This window comes from Picosynechococcus sp. PCC 11901, from assembly GCF_005577135.1.
Classification (GTDB): Bacteria; Cyanobacteriota; Cyanobacteriia; order Cyanobacteriales; family MRBY01; genus MRBY01.
In genome coordinates this window covers 851,071-871,075 of the sequence record NZ_CP040360.1, presented here as the reverse complement: position 1 = coordinate 871,075, position 20,005 = coordinate 851,071, and the positions used below count along the sequence as shown (strand labels likewise).

General features: G+C 48.4%; 20 protein-coding genes. 3 read left to right on the top strand and 17 right to left on the bottom strand.

Annotated elements, in window-relative coordinates:
• Positions 1–31: 31 nt before the first annotated feature.
• From FEK30_RS05160 to FEK30_RS05145, 4 genes are all read right to left on the bottom strand, one after another.
• A complete protein-coding gene (locus FEK30_RS05160) occupies positions 32–568 on the bottom strand; it encodes a DUF192 domain-containing protein (protein WP_138072172.1) in 537 nt (178 codons plus the stop codon).
• A 56-nt stretch (positions 569–624) separates the two neighbouring features.
• On the bottom strand, positions 625–1,350 hold the full coding sequence (gene nblR, locus FEK30_RS05155) for a response regulator transcription factor NblR (RefSeq protein WP_012305855.1): 726 nt from the start codon (positions 1,348–1,350) through the stop codon (positions 625–627).
• 142 nt (positions 1,351–1,492) lie between these two features.
• The gene (locus FEK30_RS05150) at positions 1,493–2,434 is read right to left on the bottom strand and encodes an NAD(+) kinase (protein WP_012305854.1); all 942 of its coding nucleotides are present in this window, start codon (positions 2,432–2,434) and stop codon (positions 1,493–1,495) included.
• A gap of 173 nt (positions 2,435–2,607) precedes the next feature.
• Positions 2,608–3,594: an SDR family oxidoreductase gene (locus FEK30_RS05145; RefSeq protein ID WP_062431858.1), complete on the bottom strand. Its 987-nt coding sequence runs from the start codon at positions 3,592–3,594 to the stop codon at positions 2,608–2,610.
• Positions 3,595–3,748: 154 nt separating this feature from the next.
• Here FEK30_RS05145 and msrA point away from each other — a divergent pair, with 154 nt between their 5' ends.
• Positions 3,749–4,408 carry a peptide-methionine (S)-S-oxide reductase MsrA gene (gene msrA / locus FEK30_RS05140; protein WP_138072170.1) on the top strand — a complete coding sequence of 220 codons (660 nt, stop codon included), beginning with the start codon at positions 3,749–3,751 and terminating at the stop codon, positions 4,406–4,408.
• Positions 4,409–4,485: 77 nt separating this feature from the next.
• Here msrA and FEK30_RS05135 read toward each other — a convergent pair whose 3' ends face one another.
• The 5 genes from FEK30_RS05135 to dtd form a co-directional block, all read right to left on the bottom strand.
• The gene (locus FEK30_RS05135) at positions 4,486–7,536 is read right to left on the bottom strand and encodes a plasmid replication protein, CyRepA1 family (RefSeq protein WP_138072168.1); all 3,051 of its coding nucleotides are present in this window, start codon (positions 7,534–7,536) and stop codon (positions 4,486–4,488) included.
• Positions 7,537–7,744: 208 nt separating this feature from the next.
• A complete protein-coding gene (ctpC, locus tag FEK30_RS05130) occupies positions 7,745–9,067 on the bottom strand; it encodes a carboxyl-terminal processing protease CtpC (protein WP_138072166.1) in 1,323 nt (440 codons plus the stop codon).
• Between the two features lie 211 nt (positions 9,068–9,278).
• The gene (cax, locus tag FEK30_RS05125) at positions 9,279–10,382 is read right to left on the bottom strand and encodes a calcium/proton exchanger (protein ID WP_065709923.1); all 1,104 of its coding nucleotides are present in this window, start codon (positions 10,380–10,382) and stop codon (positions 9,279–9,281) included.
• A 235-nt stretch (positions 10,383–10,617) separates the two neighbouring features.
• Entirely contained in the window at positions 10,618–11,586 is a 969-nt protein-coding gene (locus tag FEK30_RS05120) for a protochlorophyllide reductase (protein WP_138072164.1), read from the bottom strand.
• 302 nt (positions 11,587–11,888) lie between these two features.
• Positions 11,889–12,344, bottom strand: a complete 456-nt coding sequence (gene dtd / locus FEK30_RS05115) for a D-aminoacyl-tRNA deacylase (protein ID WP_012305846.1) — start codon at positions 12,342–12,344, stop codon at positions 11,889–11,891.
• Positions 12,345–12,410: 66 nt separating this feature from the next.
• Between dtd and FEK30_RS05110 the strand changes: the two genes are divergently transcribed.
• The gene (locus tag FEK30_RS05110; RefSeq protein WP_012305845.1) at positions 12,411–12,758 is read left to right on the top strand and encodes a YtxH domain-containing protein; all 348 of its coding nucleotides are present in this window, start codon (positions 12,411–12,413) and stop codon (positions 12,756–12,758) included.
• A gap of 15 nt (positions 12,759–12,773) precedes the next feature.
• Entirely contained in the window at positions 12,774–13,166 is a 393-nt protein-coding gene (locus FEK30_RS05105) for a hypothetical protein (RefSeq protein ID WP_012305844.1), read from the top strand.
• Positions 13,167–13,203: 37 nt separating this feature from the next.
• On the opposite strand, the gene hypD is transcribed toward FEK30_RS05105, so the two are convergent.
• The 8 genes from hypD to FEK30_RS05070 all read right to left on the bottom strand — a co-directional run bounded on the left by hypD (position 13,204) and on the right by FEK30_RS05070 (position 19,977).
• Positions 13,204–14,289 (bottom strand): hydrogenase formation protein HypD, encoded by a 1,086-nt coding sequence (hypD, locus tag FEK30_RS05100; RefSeq protein ID WP_138072162.1) that lies wholly within the window; start codon positions 14,287–14,289, stop codon positions 13,204–13,206.
• Entirely contained in the window at positions 14,273–14,533 is a 261-nt protein-coding gene (locus FEK30_RS05095) for a HypC/HybG/HupF family hydrogenase formation chaperone (protein ID WP_045441432.1), read from the bottom strand. The genes hypD and FEK30_RS05095 overlap by 17 nt, the downstream gene beginning before the upstream one ends.
• 132 nt (positions 14,534–14,665) lie before the next feature.
• Positions 14,666–16,960 carry a carbamoyltransferase HypF gene (hypF, locus tag FEK30_RS05090; RefSeq protein ID WP_138072160.1) on the bottom strand — a complete coding sequence of 765 codons (2,295 nt, stop codon included), beginning with the start codon at positions 16,958–16,960 and terminating at the stop codon, positions 14,666–14,668.
• A 7-nt stretch (positions 16,961–16,967) separates the two neighbouring features.
• Positions 16,968–17,618 (bottom strand): hydrogenase nickel incorporation protein HypB, encoded by a 651-nt coding sequence (gene hypB, locus FEK30_RS05085; RefSeq protein ID WP_255448010.1) that lies wholly within the window; start codon positions 17,616–17,618, stop codon positions 16,968–16,970.
• On the bottom strand, positions 17,594–17,785 hold the full coding sequence (locus tag FEK30_RS17055; protein ID WP_255448032.1) for a hypothetical protein: 192 nt from the start codon (positions 17,783–17,785) through the stop codon (positions 17,594–17,596). Before FEK30_RS17055 ends, hypB begins: the two co-directional genes overlap by 25 nt.
• Before the next feature lie 7 nt (positions 17,786–17,792).
• Positions 17,793–18,134 (bottom strand): hydrogenase maturation nickel metallochaperone HypA, encoded by a 342-nt coding sequence (hypA, locus tag FEK30_RS05080; RefSeq protein ID WP_138072156.1) that lies wholly within the window; start codon positions 18,132–18,134, stop codon positions 17,793–17,795.
• On the bottom strand, positions 18,122–18,553 hold the full coding sequence (locus FEK30_RS05075; RefSeq protein WP_138072154.1) for a hydrogenase maturation protease: 432 nt from the start codon (positions 18,551–18,553) through the stop codon (positions 18,122–18,124). The genes hypA and FEK30_RS05075 overlap by 13 nt, the downstream gene beginning before the upstream one ends.
• A complete protein-coding gene (locus tag FEK30_RS05070; RefSeq protein WP_138072152.1) occupies positions 18,553–19,977 on the bottom strand; it encodes a Ni/Fe hydrogenase subunit alpha in 1,425 nt (474 codons plus the stop codon). The genes FEK30_RS05075 and FEK30_RS05070 overlap by 1 nt, the downstream gene beginning before the upstream one ends.
• Between the last annotated feature and the right edge of the window lie 28 nt (positions 19,978–20,005).

The window sequence follows — 20,005 nt, the reverse complement described above, 5'->3', positions numbered from 1 at the left end:
CAATGCACACAACTTGACGATGGGGATTTCATTATTCGTTAGTCTTGGTGACCTCGATGCGATCGCCGGCTTGGAGGTTAATTTCCTTCGCCAAACCGCCCCGAATTTCAATCACTTGATCAACATTGACGGTCGTTGGCGGCCCATAGGTAGGACAAGGATCATTTTCACAAGGGGGGACATCATGGGCGATCGCCTGCACCACACCCTCCCGGAGAAAAATCATATCCAAATTGATCAAGCAATTTTTCATCCAAAAACTGACTGGGCGGGCGGGATTAAACTCAAATAACATCCCCCGATTATCCGGTAAAAATTCCCGATACATCAGTCCTAACCGCTGTTGTTCGGCGGTTTCTGCAACCTCTAACCCAAACCGTTGCTCCGATCCGACGATCTTGGCCGTTGCCGTAATCGGGAGCATTTGCCCCTGGGGTCTGGGGGCGGATTGGCTCACCGGGGTCTCACTGGGAGGCGTACTGAGGCCAGAATCATCAACCGGAAATGGGACACACCCAACCAAGACGGTGCCACAGAGAGCCAGACAAAGACGGGAAGTAAAAGACATGGTGCTTAGTTAAATGGTGGAGATCGAAGGGAGGCATTTGGAACGCATTTTAAAACCTAGGGATCTTTTTTGAGGACATAACCGACTCCCCGCACAGTTTGAATTAGGCGTTTCTGGCCTTTTGCTTCAATTTTAAGGCGTAAATAACGAATATAGACTTCAATCACGTTGGATTCCCCTTGAAATTCGTTGCCCCAGACATTTTCAAGGATTTGCTCCCGTGTTAAGACCTGTTGGGGATGGGACATCAAATATTTCAACAGTTCAAATTCTTTGACCGTTAGTTCAATGGGACGGGGCGAGTCGCTACTTTGGCCTGGCGATCGCCACACCTGGCGGGTATTGAGATCTAAGATTAAATCCCCAAAAAAAAGTTGCTCCCGTTGGCCTGTTTGAGGCTGGAGATAAATTTCGAGGAGTCGTAAAAAGCGTTCCTGTTGGTAGGGTTGCAGCACATAATCATCGGCACCCGCTTCCAGGCAGATCACCCGTTCCTCAACGCGATCCTGGGTCACCAGAAATAAAATGGGCCGCACAAATTGCGCTTTGCGGAGACTGCGACAAAAGTCGATCCCCCGTTGTCCCAGGAGGGGATAGTCCACAATTACCATGCCTGCTGGTAACTGTTGGAGGCGTTGTTGGGCTTGTTCTACCGTTTCAACGGTAATGGTTTGATAGCCGAGATCGGCAAGATCTAGGGTGGCCCGTTGTGTAAACTCTTGATCCGTCCCAACGAGGAGAACATAGGCTAAACCATCGGCGGCATATTGGCTTTGGGGCATATCAAGCTATCGAAATCTTCCGAACAAAGAAAAATAAATGTGGCTAAATAAAAAAGCTCAAGGGGTAATCTTTTTGATTCTAGAAAGGCTCAATTTGGGGAAGGACAAATTTTCATGAATCTTTGCTTCTGATGCCATTTCCCTAAAGAACTTTGCGGGATGTGGGTTTCGCCACATGGGGGAGTCCCCAGCCCAGCTTCTCCCGGAGGATTCGGAAAAATTCGGGTCGGTGGAGGCGCACAAAGCGGGCATTGTAAGGTGATCGCTCTAAATGGACTTGATCCTCCGGCAAGACATAGGCCCCACCGTTACCATCAACGACCATCACCAAGCGGTGGGACGTTGCCGGAAAAATATTCACCGGTTCTGTGTCCGAAAAGACGAGGGCCCGGGACGCGAGGGAATGGGGACAAATGGGGGCGAGCTGGAAAACGGGCACATCGGGGGTAACGACAGGGCCGCCCGCACTGAGGGAATAGGCCGTGGAGCCGGTGGGCGTCGAAATCATGATGCCATCGGCGGCAATATCAACGGGGGCATGGCGACCAATCTGAATTTCAAAGTGGCACATCCCGGCTAGGGGTTCCCGGTGGAGCACCATTTCATTGAGACTGAGGGCTTCCCAAAGGAGTTCCCCGTCGCGGAAAAGCTGCACGGTGATCATCGAACGGTCTTCAATTTCGTATTCTCCGGCTAAAAGCTGGGCGATCGCCTCATCGAGGTGCTGGAGATACATTTCCGTCAAAAATCCGAGGTGTCCTGTATTAACCGTTAGCAACGGGATTCCCTTTGGGGCAACCTGGCGTGCGGCTGACAAGACTGTGCCATCTCCCCCCAGAACCACGGCAAACTGCATATTTTCATCGAAGTTGGGGGGCACCAATTGCTCAATTTTGGTGTGACACACGGGCTGTTGGTGGCCTGTTTCCTGAGTTGGCGGACATTCTGCATAGCCAAGTAGACCGCCAAATCCAGTGGCCGTAAACACTTCCCACCCTTTATTCCTCAAGGTTTTGGCTAATTCCTGAGCGACTTGGCAGGCAATGGGTTTGATGTCGTTATAGATAATGCCGGCTTTGGGCACAAGTAGAAGTGTCCTACAAACTTAAGGATATAAACAATAGGGTATCACTCAAACCGTTTCCCTTAATACCTATACGGTTGGCGATCGCCACCAATGAAACGTCAAGTTTTTAATTCTTCAGCAGCATCCCCCCAGGCCTCACTCCAGGGGAACACAACTGTAGTAAAACGTCCCTAAAACGGTGTCCGAATATTCGGCTTTTTCTTCCCGTTTTTCTTTTTGCCCTTATTTTTCTCGTAGTCAATTTCCTTCAGCTTTTGCATAATGCGGCTGAAGTATTCCTGTAAATAACTTTCGAGGGTCGTTGTTTCGGCGGGATCAAGCCCAAAGGTTTTGTAAACATCTTCCATCGGCGCGTCCAAAGGCTTACCCGTGGCCATTACTTCTGCAAAAGCCAGGCGATCCGAAGCATTTTGCCCCCATTGGAAAAAGCGGCTGACCCGGCGCATTAACCGCAGAAAACCTAGAGATAGTCGGGCGATACTGGCAGTTTGGCCAGAATAACGCTCACAAATGGCGATAATTTCTTCCCCTTTCCAAGCCCGGGTGCCCACCACTGGAAATGTTTGTTTTTCCGTGGCCGGAATTTTCACCGCCTGCACCGCAAACTTCGCAATGTCCTGGGTATTCATGTAGGCGATCGGCGAACTCTCCCCAGTGATCCAAACCGCTTGATTTTCGAGAATGGGAATCGCATATTGGGCAATCAACCCCTGCATAAACCCACTCAAGCGCAGGATTGTATAATTCATGCCCGCTTCCTTGAGATATTCCTCGACGCAATATTTTGCATCCATCAAAGGCACATCACGGTGCTGCTCTGCATTAAGAATTGAAAAGAAAATAAATCGCTCGACCCCAGCTTCCTTGGCGGCTTGGATCAGGTTTACTTGTCCTTCCCAGTCAACTTCCTTAACACCAATAGAATCTGTTGCCCGGGCCGTGGCAGCATCAATGACAGCATCAACTCCTTCTAGGGCTGGGAGCAAAGACTCGGGCTGGCATAAATTTCCGCCGATTAATTCTGCGCCCCACTCCTTGAGAAAGGAAGCTTTACGGGGATTCCGGACGAGACAACGGACTTGATGTCCTTCATCCAATGCCCGTCGCGCGACTTGCCTGCCTAATGTGCCAGTAGCACCGACCACCAGTAAATTCATTTAAATTCCGGTTAAGTAACGTTTTTTTAAGATTCTATAGAATTTTATCAGAAAGCGATCGCCCCCTCCCCCCATGCAGAGAAAAAGGCCGCCCCATCCGCCAGATCTTTTTGTCTACAATCAAGGCAGTCACCATGGTTAAAAATTAAGTCCTATGTTTTTTGGTTTGCTCGGTAAAAAGACCCAGATGCCTACGCCCCAGGAGGCTTTACCCGGTCGTACCCAAACAATGCCTATCCCCGATCAGCATTTCGTCAATGGCAATCCCATTGCTCCCCCCTTCCCCGCAGAGATCGAACTTGCGATGTTTGGTCTGGGCTGTTTTTGGGGGGCAGAGCGCAAATTTTGGCAAACCCCCGGCGTTTTTAGTACAGCGGTGGGCTATGCGGCTGGCCACACCCCCAATCCGACCTATCAGGAAGTTTGCTCTGGGATGACGGGCCACAATGAAGTGGTTCTTGTTGCCTATGATCCTAAGCAAGTGTCCTACGAGACTCTCCTCAAAGTTTTTTGGGAAAGCCATAATCCCACCCAAGGCATGCGCCAAGGTAACGATGTGGGCACCCAGTACCGTTCTGGCATTTACACCTACTCCGAGGCTCAAAAACAATTGGCCCAGGCATCCCAAGAGGCCTACCAAGATGCTTTAAAGGCCAAGGGTTATGGCGCAATCACAACGGAAATTTTGGATGCACCGGAATTTTATTACGCGGAAGAATACCATCAGCAGTATCTCGCAAAAAATCCAGGGGGCTACTGTGGCCTCGGTGGTACAGGGGTCGGCTGTCCCGTGGGTCTTGAAGCTAAATCCTAGTGACCTTCGGATCGCATAATTTTTGGACATCAGGGGCTTGGGTAAAATAGCCCCTTTTTTTTATTTTTCACCGCAGATTAGGACGCCTCTGGGGTCGGTAACTCAAACGTCAGTTGGACATAGTTTGATTCCGTTTGGTGCCGGGTTTCCTGAAGCTTAGCCAGGTATTTTTGGCAGTCTTCTTGCCAGAAAGCGGAGGTGCCTGGGCAATTTTGGTCGGTTTGTAGCCAATGTTGGAAGACCGTTTGGCGTTGATCCTGGGGCTGACTGATTTGGTAAATACGGGTGCGTTTTTTCTGAATGGTGGTGATCTTGAGGTATTTCAGTTCGAGGCCGAGTAGTTCGAGGAAGCGACGCAGAATCATGATCGGGGTAGAATTTTTCGCGAGGCCAATGCCAACGGTGGTCTTGATGGCATCTCGATTTTCTAAGGCGATCGCCGCGAGTCGTTGCATCTCTGGATCGAGGTTATGGAGCGGTCGATTGGCCTGGGCGAGGAGGGTGGTGATCCCCAAAATTTCCATGGTGCCGATGATTGCCCCCATTTGGGAGTGATTAAAATCAGGCTGGAAAATTTGTCCGCCCCCCTGCTGCATCAGGTGAGTGGCGATGAGGGCATCTCGATCCGCCAGGTAAGGGCGACCCAGGGTCAGGAAATAGTGACGCCGCAGCTTTTGGTACCAGTGGTCGTCATCTTTAGCCACTAGGGAAGCGGTGACGGGGAGATTGTAGCGTTTCTGGAGTTCGTATTTGCGGAGCTGTTGTCGTTCAGAAGGGCTTTTCAGGAGTTTCTTTTTCAGGCGTTGGTAGTCTTTGGTACTCAAGGGGGTTGCCTGGGCGATCGCCAAACATTCTGCTTGGTAGTTGGTATCGCGAATGGAATTAATCGCCGTAGCCAATTGATTATCGGGTTGGCTTTGAGTCGCCGTCGTTTTGCGGTGTTTTGGCACTGCTGACAATTGATGTCCTTCCCGCTGAAGATGGGCGAGCACGGCCTCGCGGTAGTTCACCATGCCCGCATTAATCCGCACCGCAAATTTGGCCCAACACAGAAGGGATTCGGCCTGAAAAGCAGTGTCTAAATCATCAAGGGCGATAAAGTCAGACTGTTGCAGCAGACGGATATTCGTTTGGGTGAGCCTTTGACTGGAGGTGAGTAGTGCCGGAATGGAAGTGGCCCCATTGCCGACGGTGTTAAAGCCATATTTGGCTACCCAGAGATGACGCGGAATATTTTCACGGACTCGACTCAGGGCCTGGCAGATGGAATTGACCGTTTGTACCCCCTGGGCGATCGCCCACACCGAGGTGAAATGTCCCTGCAAATCGAGACTAATCCCTGTTTCCACGGCGGGACTCGCTAAAACCACATCATACTGAGCGAGGGTTTGGTTAATTTGGCCCATGGCACCGTAGGCAGGATGTTCAGGATCCGCCAGGGATTCTGCATCAAGGCGAAGAATTTTGCGGTCAGGAAACTGATTTTTGAGGTAAATTTCGAGGGTCGAAGTGCTCCATTGGCTCTTGAGTTTTTGGGCCGACAGACAGATAAAAGGCCGCCCGCCCCCTTGGATATGTTGCACCAAGTCCTTGACTAGCCGTTTTGGTGTGCCATCGGGATAGTGATTGAGGGTGTAGTGGGTGGTGGTATCCGCTTGCCAGGTATTTTCAATGAGATAGGGCTGGAGCTTCTGGCCTCCCAGGGTCAGGAGATAGTCAATGGAAACATCGCTCAAGTCGGCATCACTGATGTAAATTTGACCCTCGCCGACAAAGACATTTTGCAGCAGGTGCTTGAGGCTCTGGAGAATATTGACCCGGTTATCGCGACAGGTGCTGGAATTTAACCCGTGCCATAGCACTTGTTCTACTTCGTCAAAAATAATCAGGGCATCGCCCCAGTGATGGGGATTGAAACGGGCCTGGGATTTGCCATGCAGAGAATCAATGCAGAGGCCATAGCCATTAATTTTTAGGTTGGGTTCCTTGGATCGATCTTTGCCCCGGGGAAGATCACGGATGTAGTCGAGGCCAAACCGCTGACAGAGTTCTTCGACGAGACGAATGCGGTGCCCAATCACAAGGACGGGCTGTTGGCGGGCGATCGCCCCCGCAACAACTGATTCTAGCCAACGGGTTTTGCCCGTTCCTTTGGGAGACTTGAGCGCAATTAATTTGGCTGCCGGGGGAATTGTTAACTGCTCCGGGAGATACCGCTGGTGGAGGGTTTGGTGACGGGGATAGGTGAGTTGTTCAAGGTCTTGGGCTTTCCAGAGATCGAGGCTGGGGGCATTTTGAAAGGCAGCTTCAAAGGCGGCCTGGCCTTGGTTCGCAATGAGATCATCCACCCCTTTCCCGGCACGACGATCCCAGGTGATCACCTTGACGGGGCAACCGGCTTGTTTGAGTAGATAACCTGTTTTCCGGATGGCACTGCGCACGGCCCGGATGGTGGTGGGTTTTTCATCCTGGTCAAAGGCAATGTAAATGGTGCGCTGGCCGTGGATGAGTTTTTTTAGTTGGGGAATCAGTCGAGATTGGCCGATGCGGTGGCCAAATTCATCCTTGGGTGTCCGGATCGCGCCATAAATACCCGGTAAGGCGATCGCCCCGTAGCCGGCACTGAGGAGGGAGCCTGCTTTTTTCGCCCCTTCAGTAATAATCAAGGGAATTTGGGGATGTTCCTTGAGCCATTGCCAAAAGCCCCCATCGGGTTGGGTATCGTCCCAATCGTCTTGGCTAAATTCTAGTTGATGGCGGCGGGCCACCCGTTCCCACACATGGGGCGGCAGGCGTAACGCAAACAGGCCCGTACTCGTTTTCGGGGGGTGTTCGTACTTGATGGGTTTGCCTTTTTCTGGATTGACGCGGGGTTGTTCCGGTTTGAAACAGCCCCAAAGGTCAGCCTTTCCCGTCAAAATATCGACGCCAGAACACCACCAGCCCCCGGCCTCAGTGTGTTGATAGCGCTGGAGGTAACTGTCCCCCAAACGACCATCATTTCGTCGGGGCAACGCCTCTGAATAGAGCAAATAATCCAAAGGGCGATCGCCCTCTAGGGAAATAACATTCAGTTGGATGAGTTCAGGATCAACACAGCTTTGCTGCCATTCTTGAACATGATCCATGGGTTGCACCTCAGACGCTAGATGTAGGGTAACTAAGCATACTCCACTCCATATCTGGTGCGCAACTTTATTTTTAAAAAAATCTTAAGCAAATCTTAAGGCCGTAAATCCAGGGAAGTTGGGCCTGGGATCCGGGGGCGATCGCCACCGCAACAAGATTTGTAACGGCCTTTTAAAGGGCGATCGCTGACACCGAGGACTGGGGAGTTTAGCTATCCTGGGCGGGGCGGCTCGGTCGCTCAGTGCTGGCCTGTTTTTCGGGGATCACAATCGTCCCAGTACGGAGTTGTTCGTTGAGCAGTTGGATCGCTTTGGCATATTGCGGGTCAGCCATTGTACCAATTTTTGTGCGATCTTCTTGCAATGTTTCTTGGTCAGCTTCATCAAGTTCCACGATAAAGTCCGGCGCAATGCCTTCTTTATTGATATCCCGACCAGAGGGGGTCAAATATTTGGCGACCGTCACGGCAACCCCAGAATCATCCCCTAGGCGACGGACAGACTGGACTAGGCCCTTACCGAAGGTTTGCGTCCCTACAAGTACCGCCCGTTGATTGTCTTGGAGCGCTCCAGAAAGGATTTCGCTGGCACTGGCGGATCCCCCGTCCACTAAAACGATCAGAGGTTTATCTGTTAGGGCGCGGTTACCGGCTTCCTGGCGATCCACTTCCCCGACACGGTTTACCGTCGAAACAATCCCACCACCATCAAGCCACATTTGGGCGATGTCAATGCTGGCGTAGAGCAGTCCCCCAGGATTGGAACGCAGATCTAAAACATAGCCATCGACATTTTGGGATTCTAGATCGGCGATCGCCTCGCGCATCTCTGCCGTTGCCTGGGCGCTAAATTGGGTCAAGCGAATATAGCCCACATCCCCAATGGGACTCTCATTAATCCGTGCCTTTACCGGATGAATTTGAATCACTTCCCGGACAATGGGAAATTCTAATACCCGTTCACCTCGGCGAATGGTAAGGGTGACCTCCGTACCCCGTTGACCCCGGATCAAATTCACCACATCGTTAAGTTCCATCCCTTCGGTGGGCTGCTCATCCACAGCAACGATCACATCTTGGGCCATAATGCCCGCTTCAAAGGCTGGCGTCTCCTCAATGGGCGCAATCACGACCACCTCTTCTGTATCTTTATCCTTGGCGATCTGAATGCCGACCCCGGTCAACTCACCGGACGTATCAACCTGTAAATTTTCAAAATCTTGGGGGGGCATAAACCGGGTGTAAGGATCTCCCAGGAGATCTAACATTTCCCGAATTGCATCGTAGGCTTCGTCTGTGTTGGCATAGTCTTTGCTGAGAAACTCTTGCCGCACTTGACGCCAGTCATTTTGGTTAAAGGTCGCATCAACATATTCTTTGTTGATGACATACCAAACCTCGTCCACAATTTCCTTTGGGCTGTCTTTGAGGTAGGCTTGACTTTTAGAGTAGTGCAGCCCTGCCCCTGTAACCGCCACAGTGGTTAACACTAGAGCTGTTGCACCGAGTACAAAGGGTTTAGAGTTTGACATGGAAGGCTTCAGATAATTAGTAAATTGGGACTGCCCCCATCAATAATTTGCACGACAGCCACTATACCTATGCTAATGCAGCAAACTTAAAATCGGGAAGAGCGATGAAGATTTCCCGATTAGATCAGCATTATTTATGGTGGCTAAAAATAAAGACGAACCAAGGTTCGCCCAAAAAAATTAGCAGCTTGATTGTGTTGAATATCTCGGCCTAGGCCAATCCAGGTACGGCAGGATGGAAGAAAAAGGCCAATCCGAGCACTGTATAGGTCGCTAGCAACAAGCTTCCTTCTAACCAGTTGGAGTTGCCGTCAGAACTAATGGAGTTGGCAATCAGTACAGCCACAGCCACGGCCACCAGTTCAAAAGGATTAAAATCAAGATCCATCGGTTGACCAATGACCCAACCAGCAATCACTAAGACCGGGGCGACGAAGAGGGCAATTTGTAAACTAGAGCCAACGGCAACGGACACAGACAGATCCATTTTATTTTTGAGGGCAACGGTAACAGCGGTGGCATGTTCTGCGGCATTACCGATGATGGGCAGGAGGATCACCCCTGTAAAGAGAGGACTGAGGCCAAGGCTTTCGGTGGCTGCTTCGAGGGAACCGACTAGGAGTTCCGACTCAATGGCAACGGCGAGGGTAACAATCAGTAGGACTCCAACCCAGAGCCAAAGGTTAACTTTTGCCTTGGCTTCTTCTTCTGTTTCCCCTTCTTCTTCGATTTCTGCGACCCCCACATCATATAGATAGGAGTGGGTTTTCATCGAGAACAATAAAGTGAGGCCATAGACCAGAATGAGCACAATGGCTACGGCAACGGAAAGATTTTGGAGAGTTGCTTGGCCGATACCAGCGGAGGTGTACTCTACGGCGGTAGGAATTAGGATCGCAATTACCGCCAAGTTCATGGACGAAGCATTAAGGCGGGCAGCGGTGGGCTGAAAGTCTTGTTCTTTGAACTTGAGGCCACCCAGGAGCATCGCAAAACCCATCACCAGCAGCAGGTTACTAATGATTGATCCGGTGATCGTGGCCTTGACGACATCGACTAAGCCGGACTTGAGGGCGATAAAAGCCAAAATTAATTCGGTGGCATTACCAAAGGTGGCATTTAACAGACCGCCAAGGTTGGGGCCGACGACAACGGCAATTTCTTCGGTGGCTTCTCCCATGAAAGCGGCTAGGGGTACAATGGCGATCGCCGCTGTACAAAATACAGTCACGGGACTCCATTCAAGGAAGTGGCCAGCCAAGGAAATTGGGATAAAAACGAGCAGGGCCAGGAAAAGAGTGTTTTTGTTTAGCATAGAGACGTAAGGGTTGCGCTAGTGTCCAATATAGACGCGAAACCAAGAATCCGCGCCCCTTTCGGCAGAGATTCCCCAAGGCGATCGCCTCGACCCTTGATACTTGCCCTAATACGCGACTTTAAACCCTAAAAATATAGGCAAGGGAGAATATTTCGTGAGAAAAAAAATCTCCCTTGATGGGAGATGTTAACAATTAAATTACTCTCTTAAGGAATAGGAATCAGGATAGAAATTAGGCCGGCATCCCCACTAACTTGGCGCTGAGATCCCAAAGGACATCTGCTTTGTTGTCATCGAGAGCTTCATCAGAAACTTCTTGCATAAAGGCTTCCCGTCCTTGCTGTTGGCGGTTTCCCCAACTCCAGTAAACACCAGATACATCGAAGCCAGAATCCGCAACAACTTTAGCGAGACGTTCTCCGGCCACTTCTTCAGTGACATAACCCCCGGTGATATTTTTTTGGAACCAAGGGAAGATCTTCCGAAATAGACCATAGTGATTTCTAAAGAGGCCCGTTTCGGCAACGCAACCCGGATAGAAGGAATTGAAGATAATCCCGGTGTCTTTGTGATAGCGGTTGTGGAGTTCCCGCATGGTGAGAATATTGCAGAGTTTGCTGTCTTTGTAAGCTTTACCGGGTTTAAAGATTTTGCCGTCGATCATGGCAACAGGGGGCTTAAAACCAGCGGCCATTCCCTGGAGATCGCCAAGGTCGGGGGGCGCAGGAATGGGAATTTTACCGCCTACTTCCTTCGGGTTCGCGGTGACAGTGCCGAGAATCACAAGGCGTTTGTCTGCAGCGGGGGAATTTTTGAGGTCTTCCAACATCAGATTGCAGAGCAGGAAATGACCCAAATGGTTGGTGGCAACGCACAGTTCATAACCGTCTTTGTTGCGTTGGGGTTCCTTGGCGAGGGGCAGATAAACCGCCGCATTACAAACTAGGGAGTTTAGGGTTTTACCCGTTGCCCGAAAATCGGCGACGAATTTACGGACGCTATCGAAATCAGCGAGATCAAGGTTCATGATCGTCCGACTGGCTTCGGGAATACCAACTTCTTTGGCGACTCGCTCGGTTTTTTCGAGGTTGCGGCAGGCCATGACCACATGCCAGCCTTTATCGGCGAGGGCTTTGGCCCCATAGAGTCCGACCCCGGACGAGGCACCAGTAATGATCGCTGTTTTTTGTTGATCTGTCATGATTCTATGCTTTGGCGGAAATTCATCACGTTAACTGCTTGTTGAAAATCTTACTATCGTTCTTTTCCCTTAATTTCAGGGGAATTCGTCGGGGGGAATTTGTCCTGGGAATTGGGCAAGCAGTACGGGAGGGCTGAATTGGGCAAAGGCTTATGCCATGGGGCGATCGCCTTTTGCGTGGGGGAACTGAAACGGCGATCGCCAAACTTTTAATATTTGTATCTCAATATTGCCCACTGCTTTACAAAGCCATATTTCTCGTAAAAACCTGGGGGAAAACTTTACTGAAATTTGAGGCCAGTTCAGGCGGGTTTAGCTTCGCGCTCTAGGAGGAGGGTCACGGGGCCATCGTTGCTGATTTCCACCTGCATCATGGCACCAAATTGTCCGGTTTCGATCTTCAGCCCACTTTGGCGCAAGAAAGCCACAAATTTTTCGTAAATCTGTTCAGCTTGATCTGGTTTGGCAGAACCACTAAAGGATGGTCGTCGGCCCTTACGACAGTCGCCATAGAGGGTAAATTGACTAACCACAAGGATTTCCCCTTGGATATCTTGGATCGAGGCTTGCCAGGGATTGCCCTCAGGATCCGGAAAGAGGCGCAGATCAAGGCATTTGCGGGCGAGCCACTGTAATTCGGCGTCGGTGTCGGTGGGGGAAATGCCGACAAGGAGCGTTAAGCCTTGGTTGATTTGGCCGACAATGTGCTGATTGACGCTGACGTGGGATTGTTGCACCCGTTGGAGAACAATTTTCATCGGTTTTAGTAGAAGCCGGGTTGAATACTACAATGGAGGCGATTTGTGTAATGGGAGAACTTTAGTATGGCTGAGCGAAATGGTGGGGCCTTTGTGGGCGGTGTGCTCATTGGGGGCGCTGTGGGGGCGATCGCCGGTTTATTATTCGCACCGCGCTCTGGTAAAGATACCCGAAAAATTCTCAAAAAATCCCTCGAAGCGTTGCCAGAACTGGCGGAGGATCTCTCGGATAGTCTACAACTCCACGCTGATCAACTCTCGGAAACGGCCCGTCGCAATTGGGAAGATACCCTGCAACGGTTACAGGAGGCGATCGCCGCTGGGATTGAAGCGAGCCAAACCGAAGCCCAACGCCTCGATGCCGAAGAAGAGGAACTCCTTCCTGTCCAAGAGATTGACCCGTCCCAAAATTAAACCGTTTCATTTACAGTGCAAGATCCCCTTTTTTGGTTACTCCTGTCTTTTTTGCTCGTTGCCCTCAGCCTTACCGCTGTCCTCGCCGCTGCTTTCCCGGCCTTTTTGGAACTGGGACGGGCGGCCCGTAGCGCAGAAAAACTCCTCGATACCCTCAACCGAGAACTACCGCGCACCCTCGATGCCCTCCGGCGTACGGGGGGAGATATTACCGAATTAACCGATGAACTCGAAGCCAGTTTTAAAAGTGCACGGGGGATTCTCCAGCAGACAGAAAAAGGACTGAAGCACACCCAACGACAAATTCAACAGGTGCAACGGGGGGGACGTAGCACTTGGACGGGATTCCAGACGGCTTGGCAAACGTTTTGGCGATCGCCCCGTAAAAAATCCAGGCGACGTCGTTAAATTTTCCTTATTCTCTGATGTCATCGCCAAGGGAAATTTAGCCGTAACGGTAATAGGCAGCACAGGCTCCCTCGGAGGAGACCATCGGCGCACCAAGGGGACGTTCTGGGGTGCAGGTTGTACCAAAGGCGGGACATTGCTTGGGTTTTTTTCGACCTTGCAGAATTTCGCCACTGATACAAGAAGAAGGTGCCTGGGGCTGGAAATGCGTCAAATTTAGCTTAAATTTGCGAGAGGCATCAAAGGCGGCATATTTTTCGCGCAAACCGAGACCACTCTGGGGAATTTCACCAATCCCGCGCCAAGTGCGGGGCACAGTTGCAAAAATTTCGGTCACTAATTGCTGGGCCGTGGCATTCCCTGCGGCTTGGACGACGCGACGGTATTGATTTTCGATATGCGATCGCCCTTCCTCCAACTGTTTCACGCAGAGATAAATCCCCTGCACAATATCCAAGGGTTCAAACCCCGTCACGATCAGGGGGATTTGGTAATTTTCGGCGATCGCCTCGTATGGTTGATAACCCATCACCGTGCAGACGTGACCCGCGAGCAAAAAACCCTGAATGGTTCGATCCGGGGCGGACAAAATCACTTCCATCGCCGGCGGCACTAACACATGGGCGACCAAGAGGGAAAAATTGGTTAGTCCTAATTTGGCGGCTTGGTAGACTGCCATCGCCGTCGTCGGTGCGGTCGTTTCAAAGCCCACCGCAAAAAAAATCACCTGTTTATCGGGATTTTCCTGGGCCATTTTCAGGGCATCGAGGGGGGAATAAACCATTTTTACGGCTGCCCCCCGCGCCTTCACCGCAAGCAAATCGAGACTCGTCCCCGGCACGCGCAACATATCACCGAAGGAACATAACACCACATCGGGCAACTGAGCCAGGGCGATCGCCTGATCAATCAGTTCAGCGGGAGTGACACAAACCGGACAACCGGGGCCATGAATCAAGGTAATTTCGGGGGGCAGCAGTTGATCGATACCGTATTTAACGATGCTGTGGGTTTGTCCGCCGCAGATCTCCATGATTGTCCATGGACGGGTCACAAGGGCGGCGATCACCTGCACATATTTCTGAACCGCTGCGGGATCGCGAAATTCATCTACAAATTTCATTCACTATCCCCCCTGCAAAGGACTCCATTTCCGCCAAAGTGGCAAGGGTTTCTGTTGCCGCCACTTCATCCAAAACACTCAGGGCAAACCCCGCGTGAACCACTGCATAATCCCCCACTTGGGCTTCCGGCACATAGGCGAGGCTCACCTCCCGCACCACACCGCTAAAACTAACGCGACCCATTTTAAAAAGGGGGTCATCCCCTGTAATTTCTAAAATTTTTCCCGGCACAGCAAGGCACATATTTTCGCAATATTTTGATTGGATTGGCTACTGTTTATCCTAACGAATTTTTCGCCTTGATGTTATTAGTTTTAAGTTTTTTTATTAAGCTTTTTGTTGAGGCTCTTCTGGATGATTTTCCAACAGTAAAAATCAGATCGCTTGTCCAGCAACCACCATAATCTGCCCCAAGGCGATCGCCCCATCATTGGGCGGAAATTTCTGTGGGTAATAGACATTTGCCCCGCTAGATTTCAACTTTTGGATCGTTTGCTCTAATAAATATTTATTTTGAAAACAGCCCCCCGCTAAGACAATATTTTTTCGAGAATTAAAACCAAGCTTAAGGGTATGCAGATAAATAGCAAAAATAATTTCTACCAAGGTATTGTGAAATTTTGCCGCAATAAAATTTTTAGGCAAGTCATTTTGCAAATCCTGAATAATACCCTGAAATATACCACGACTATCAATCTCTAAGATTGAATCATTTTTTGTGTATTGAAACTGATAAAAATCTGGTATTTGCAAACCATCAATTGAAAATTCTAAAGCCATCGCTGCCTGTCCTTCAAAACTTTCACTTTGCCTTAAATCAAGCAGAGAGGCAACCCCATCAAATAAGCGTCCAACACTAGAAGTGAATGGTGTATTAATGTCTTTTTTAAACATTAATAAAAGCAATTCCAATTCTGTTGCAGAAAAAGCCTGAATTGTGGGTAAATTTAACTTTTTCAATACCTGCAAATCATAGAGTTGAGACAACAAACCTAAAGCACTGCGACGGGGTTCTCGACTCGCTTGATCTCCCCCCGGTAACGGAAACGGTTTAAAGTGGGCAATTTTTTCACAACCCTGTTTTGTCACCCAGAAAAACTCACCGCCCCAAATTGTGCCATCTTCGCCATATCCCGTCCCATCCCAAGCCACACCTAACAGCGGCGATTCAAGCTGATGTTCCGCCATACAAGCATATATATGGGCATGGTGGTGCTGCACTGAAATCAAAGAAATATTCAGTTTCTGCGCGAGATTTTTAGCGTATTGAGTAGAGAGGTAATCAGGATGTAAATCACAGGCAATAATATCAGGTTGAAAGTCATAAATTTGACTTAATTTCTGCAATGTTTTTTCCATCGCTTGCAGTGTTAATTGATTGGATAGATCACCAATATGCTGACTTAGAAAAATACGATTTTTTTGGGCGATCGCCACCATATTTTTTAGATGTGCCCCCATTGCCAAAACACTTTTCGAGAGCGTTCGTTTTAAGGTGAGTGGCTCTGGCGCATAGCCCCGCGATCGCCGCAAAATTATAGGCGTATTGTTCATCACTTGCACCACTGAATCATCCACCGGACGCAAAATTCGGCGATTATGAATTAAAAAGCCATCGGCAATATTTTTGAGCCTCTCTAGCGCTTCAGTTTCCTCAATGCAAATGGGTTCATCACTGCGGTTACCACTGGTTGCAATGACTGGAAAATTCAGGCCTTTTAATAACAAATGGTGTAGCGGAGTATAGGGCAACATTACTCCTAAATTCGGATTGTGCGGCGCAACATTTTCAGCAAGATTAAATTCTTTTTTCTTCTGTAATAAAACAATCGGACTGGCTTGGGAAGTCAAAAATTCTTCTTCTAATTGTGGCAGAAAACAATCATTTTTAATGGACGGCAAATCAGGATACATCACTGCAAAGGGTTTATCAGGACGTTGTTTCCGATCTCGCAATTGTTGTACTGCTTTGTTATTTCTGGCATCGACTAATAACTGAAATCCGCCTAAGCCTTTTAGGGCGACAATTTTTCCATCACGAATATATTGAATTGCTGCCTCTAAAGGTGATTGATTTGTATTTTCTTGCCCTTGGCAATGACTCAAAAATTCAAGTTTAGGGCCACAAATTGGGCAGGCGTTGGGTTGGGCATGGAAACGGCGATCGCCGGGGTCTTCGTATTCCCGTTGACAGTCGGCACACATCGGAAAATCTGCCATTGACGTTAGGGGGCGATCGTAGGGCAGGGTTTCAATAATGCTATAGCGGGGGCCGCAATGGGTGCAGTTCGTAAAAGGATATTGATAACGGCGATTTTGGGGGGCAAAAATTTCTGCAATGCATTCAGAACAGGTAGCCAAATCGGACAAAACAATCGCTATTTTTTCCCCAGTTTGACTGGCATGAATTTCAAACTTTTTAAACCCAATAGGCTCCAAATATTGATATTTTAAAGCATCAATTTTGGCATGGGGGGGCAACTCTGTTTGCAGTTTTTCGAGAAATAAATTTAAAAGCGATCGCCCACCTTCTACTTCAATAGTAACCCCCGCAGCCGAGTTATTCACCCAACCAAATAAATTGAGTGCTGTCGCTAATTGGTAAACAAAGGGACGAAAACCAACCCCCTGCACCGTACCTTGAATCTCTAGGTGTAACCGTTGTTTCACAAGAAATTCAAGGAATTAATACAGGTTGCCCAACAATCATTTGATACTGGCTTTGAAGATAGTTTGACCAGTTATCCATGCCCTCCCCTGTGCGCGCCGATAGTTCAAAAACTTCTGCTTGGGGACACATTTTTTTGATATTTTCTAATGCCAAATTACGGTCAAAACCAACAACTTCAGCAATATCAATTTTGTTAATAATGACGACATCAGCGGACTTAAACATCGTCGGATATTTTAAGGGTTTATCTTCCCCTTCAGTTGTGGAAAGTAGGACAATTCTTTGGTTTTCACCGAGGTCATAGGCAGCGGGACAAACTAAATTACCCACATTTTCAATGATTAATAGATTGGCATCATTAAGGGAGATTTTTCTTGCCGCATTCAAGACCATTTCTGCATCAAGATGACAAAGAGTTCCTGTAGTAATTTGGGCAATCGGAATATTATTTTTTCGCAGCCGTTGGGCATCGTTATCCGTTTCTAAATCGCCCACGATGACGGCTGAATTCAGTTTATTTTTTAATTGCTTAATGGTGCGTTCTAATAATGCCGTTTTCCCTGATCCGGGACTTGAAACGACATTAATAACAAATAAATCTTTCGCCAAAAAATAGCCGCGATTACGCTCAGCTAGACGATCATTTTTTGCAAAAATAGATTGATTAATATCAATGGCATGGCTATGGTTCCCATTGTGATCATGGTGATGGTGATGTTCATGGTCATGGGGGTGATGATGGTCATGATGCCCGTGGGAATGATCATGGGCGTGGGTATGAATTTCCACAGGTTTTTCAACAGCGTTACAACCGCAATTTCCACACATAATTTAAATCACCTCTAATGATTTTAATTCGACTTCTTTACCACTTAAAATATGTTGACTTAAACTACTGCATAACGGACATTCATAAAATAAATTAGGGGGTATAAAGGGGCGATCGCATTGGGCACAGTAACAGGTCACAGGAACCGTTTCAATGATCAGTTTAGCCTGTTCGGCAAGAGTTCCGCTTGCCACCGCCTCAAAGGCAAAACTCAGGGCTTCAGGAACAACACTACTGATTGCCCCAATTCGCATGGTCAAGTTTAAAATTTTGGCGGCATTTTGTTTCTCGGCTGAGGCACAGGCGATCGCCACGGTTTCTGTCATAATGGCTACTTCATGCATGGTGTGAGTCGTTCTTGCAAAAGATGAATCGCTGTTTCGATTGCTTTTTGGGTTATATCAGAATAGTTTTCCCCCAGTTTGAAATCTTGGGCAGGGATTAAAACTAAGTAAGCATCGGGCACATAATGATAAATTTCTTGGGCTAAATTCAAAAGGCTTTTGGGGTCAATAAAATGTCCAAAATTGTGTTCATTATCTCCCCGTTGAATAGGTTTAATCATTACGGTTTCAACGGGAGCCGCATCGATAAAATAAACGCGCTCCACTTGTACCAAATCTTCCACTAATTCAGGGGTGAGTTGATGGGTGGCGATCGCCTTTATCTTTTCCTGATCAAAAAAAGCTTCCGCAACCTTTTGTCCTGCCCCGTCGTCAGAACGTAAGGTATTACCATAACCAATAATTAGAGTCTGTTTCATTAACTATCACGACGAATTTCTTTGACAATGGAACCATCAGGGGAAATTAATTGTAAAATTATCGGCATTTGTCCGGCGGCATGGGTCGAACAACTTAAACAAGGATCATAATTTCTAACCCCAGCTTCCACCCGATTTAAAATGCCTTCTGCAACAGTTTCACCGTGAATATAATGTTTGGCAATTTGGGTCACAGTGCGGTTGATCGCAAAGTTATTTTGTCCTGTCGCAATCACTAAATTTATCTTTTTGAGCAGTCCATTTTCATCCACTTGATAATGATGAAAAAGGGTTCCCCGTGGTGCTTCACTCACGCCAACAGCTTCGGTTTGATTCACCCCCGCCTCTGCTTGTAAACGATTAGAAAATAAATCGGGATCATCAATCATCCGCTCAATTCTTTCGAGGGAACCTAATATTTCAATCAGTCTGGCATGGTGATAAACAAAGGAAGCCTGCACAATTCTGCCGTGCCGTTGTCGATATTCAATCAGTTCTTGATCGGCAGCTTCGGTGCCAAAATGTTCGCAAATATTTAACCGTGCTAAAGGCCCGACACGATACACCCCTGTTTCGCCAAAAAGTTTGTAATAGGGGGATTTTAAGTAGGAATCTTCCTGTAATTTTTCCCCCAAAAATTCACGGTAATTGTTCGGATTAAGGCGATCGCCCACAATATTGCCGTGGTTATCGATCATCCGCAAAATGCCGCCATAATGTTCCCACGCGCCGGACTCGCCCACTAAGCCCAGATAAAGGCTCGGAAAATTGCCAAAAACTGCCACTTCTTCCTGATGGGAATCAAGAATTTTTTTAAATAAACTCAGGGCATTTTTAACGGTATTTTTTGCTTCTGGCAAACCCTCTTTAATATAAGTTTGTCCTTCTTTTGTTAACGGCGATCGCACGCCACCAGGGATTGACCAGGCGGGGTGAACTTTTTGGCTCCCAAGAATTTTAATAATGTCCTGTCCAAATTTTCTTAAACGAATTCCACCCCGTGCCAAATCAGGATCAGCGGCAATTAAACCAAATACATTTCTCGTTTTTGGATCGCCATCCCAACCGAAAATCAAATCAGGACTACTAAGGTGGAAAAAACTGAGAGCATGGGATTGGGTAATCTGAGCAAGATTAATCATCCGCCGTAATTTTTCTGCCCCAACAGGAATCTTTACAGCTAATAATTGATCGCCTGTTTTTGAGGATGAAATTAGGTGACTGACGGGACAAATACCACAGATTCGGGACGTTAAGGCAGGCATTTCCCAGAAAGGACGGCCTTCACAAAATTTCTCAAACCCCCGAAATTCCCCGACATGAAAACGGGCTTCATGCACTTCTCCTTGATCATCTAGGTAAATGGAAATTTTGGCATCTCCTTCGATGCGAGTCACGGGATCAATAATGATTGTTTTAGACATTTTTTACTCCTAGATGATTTTTCAAGCG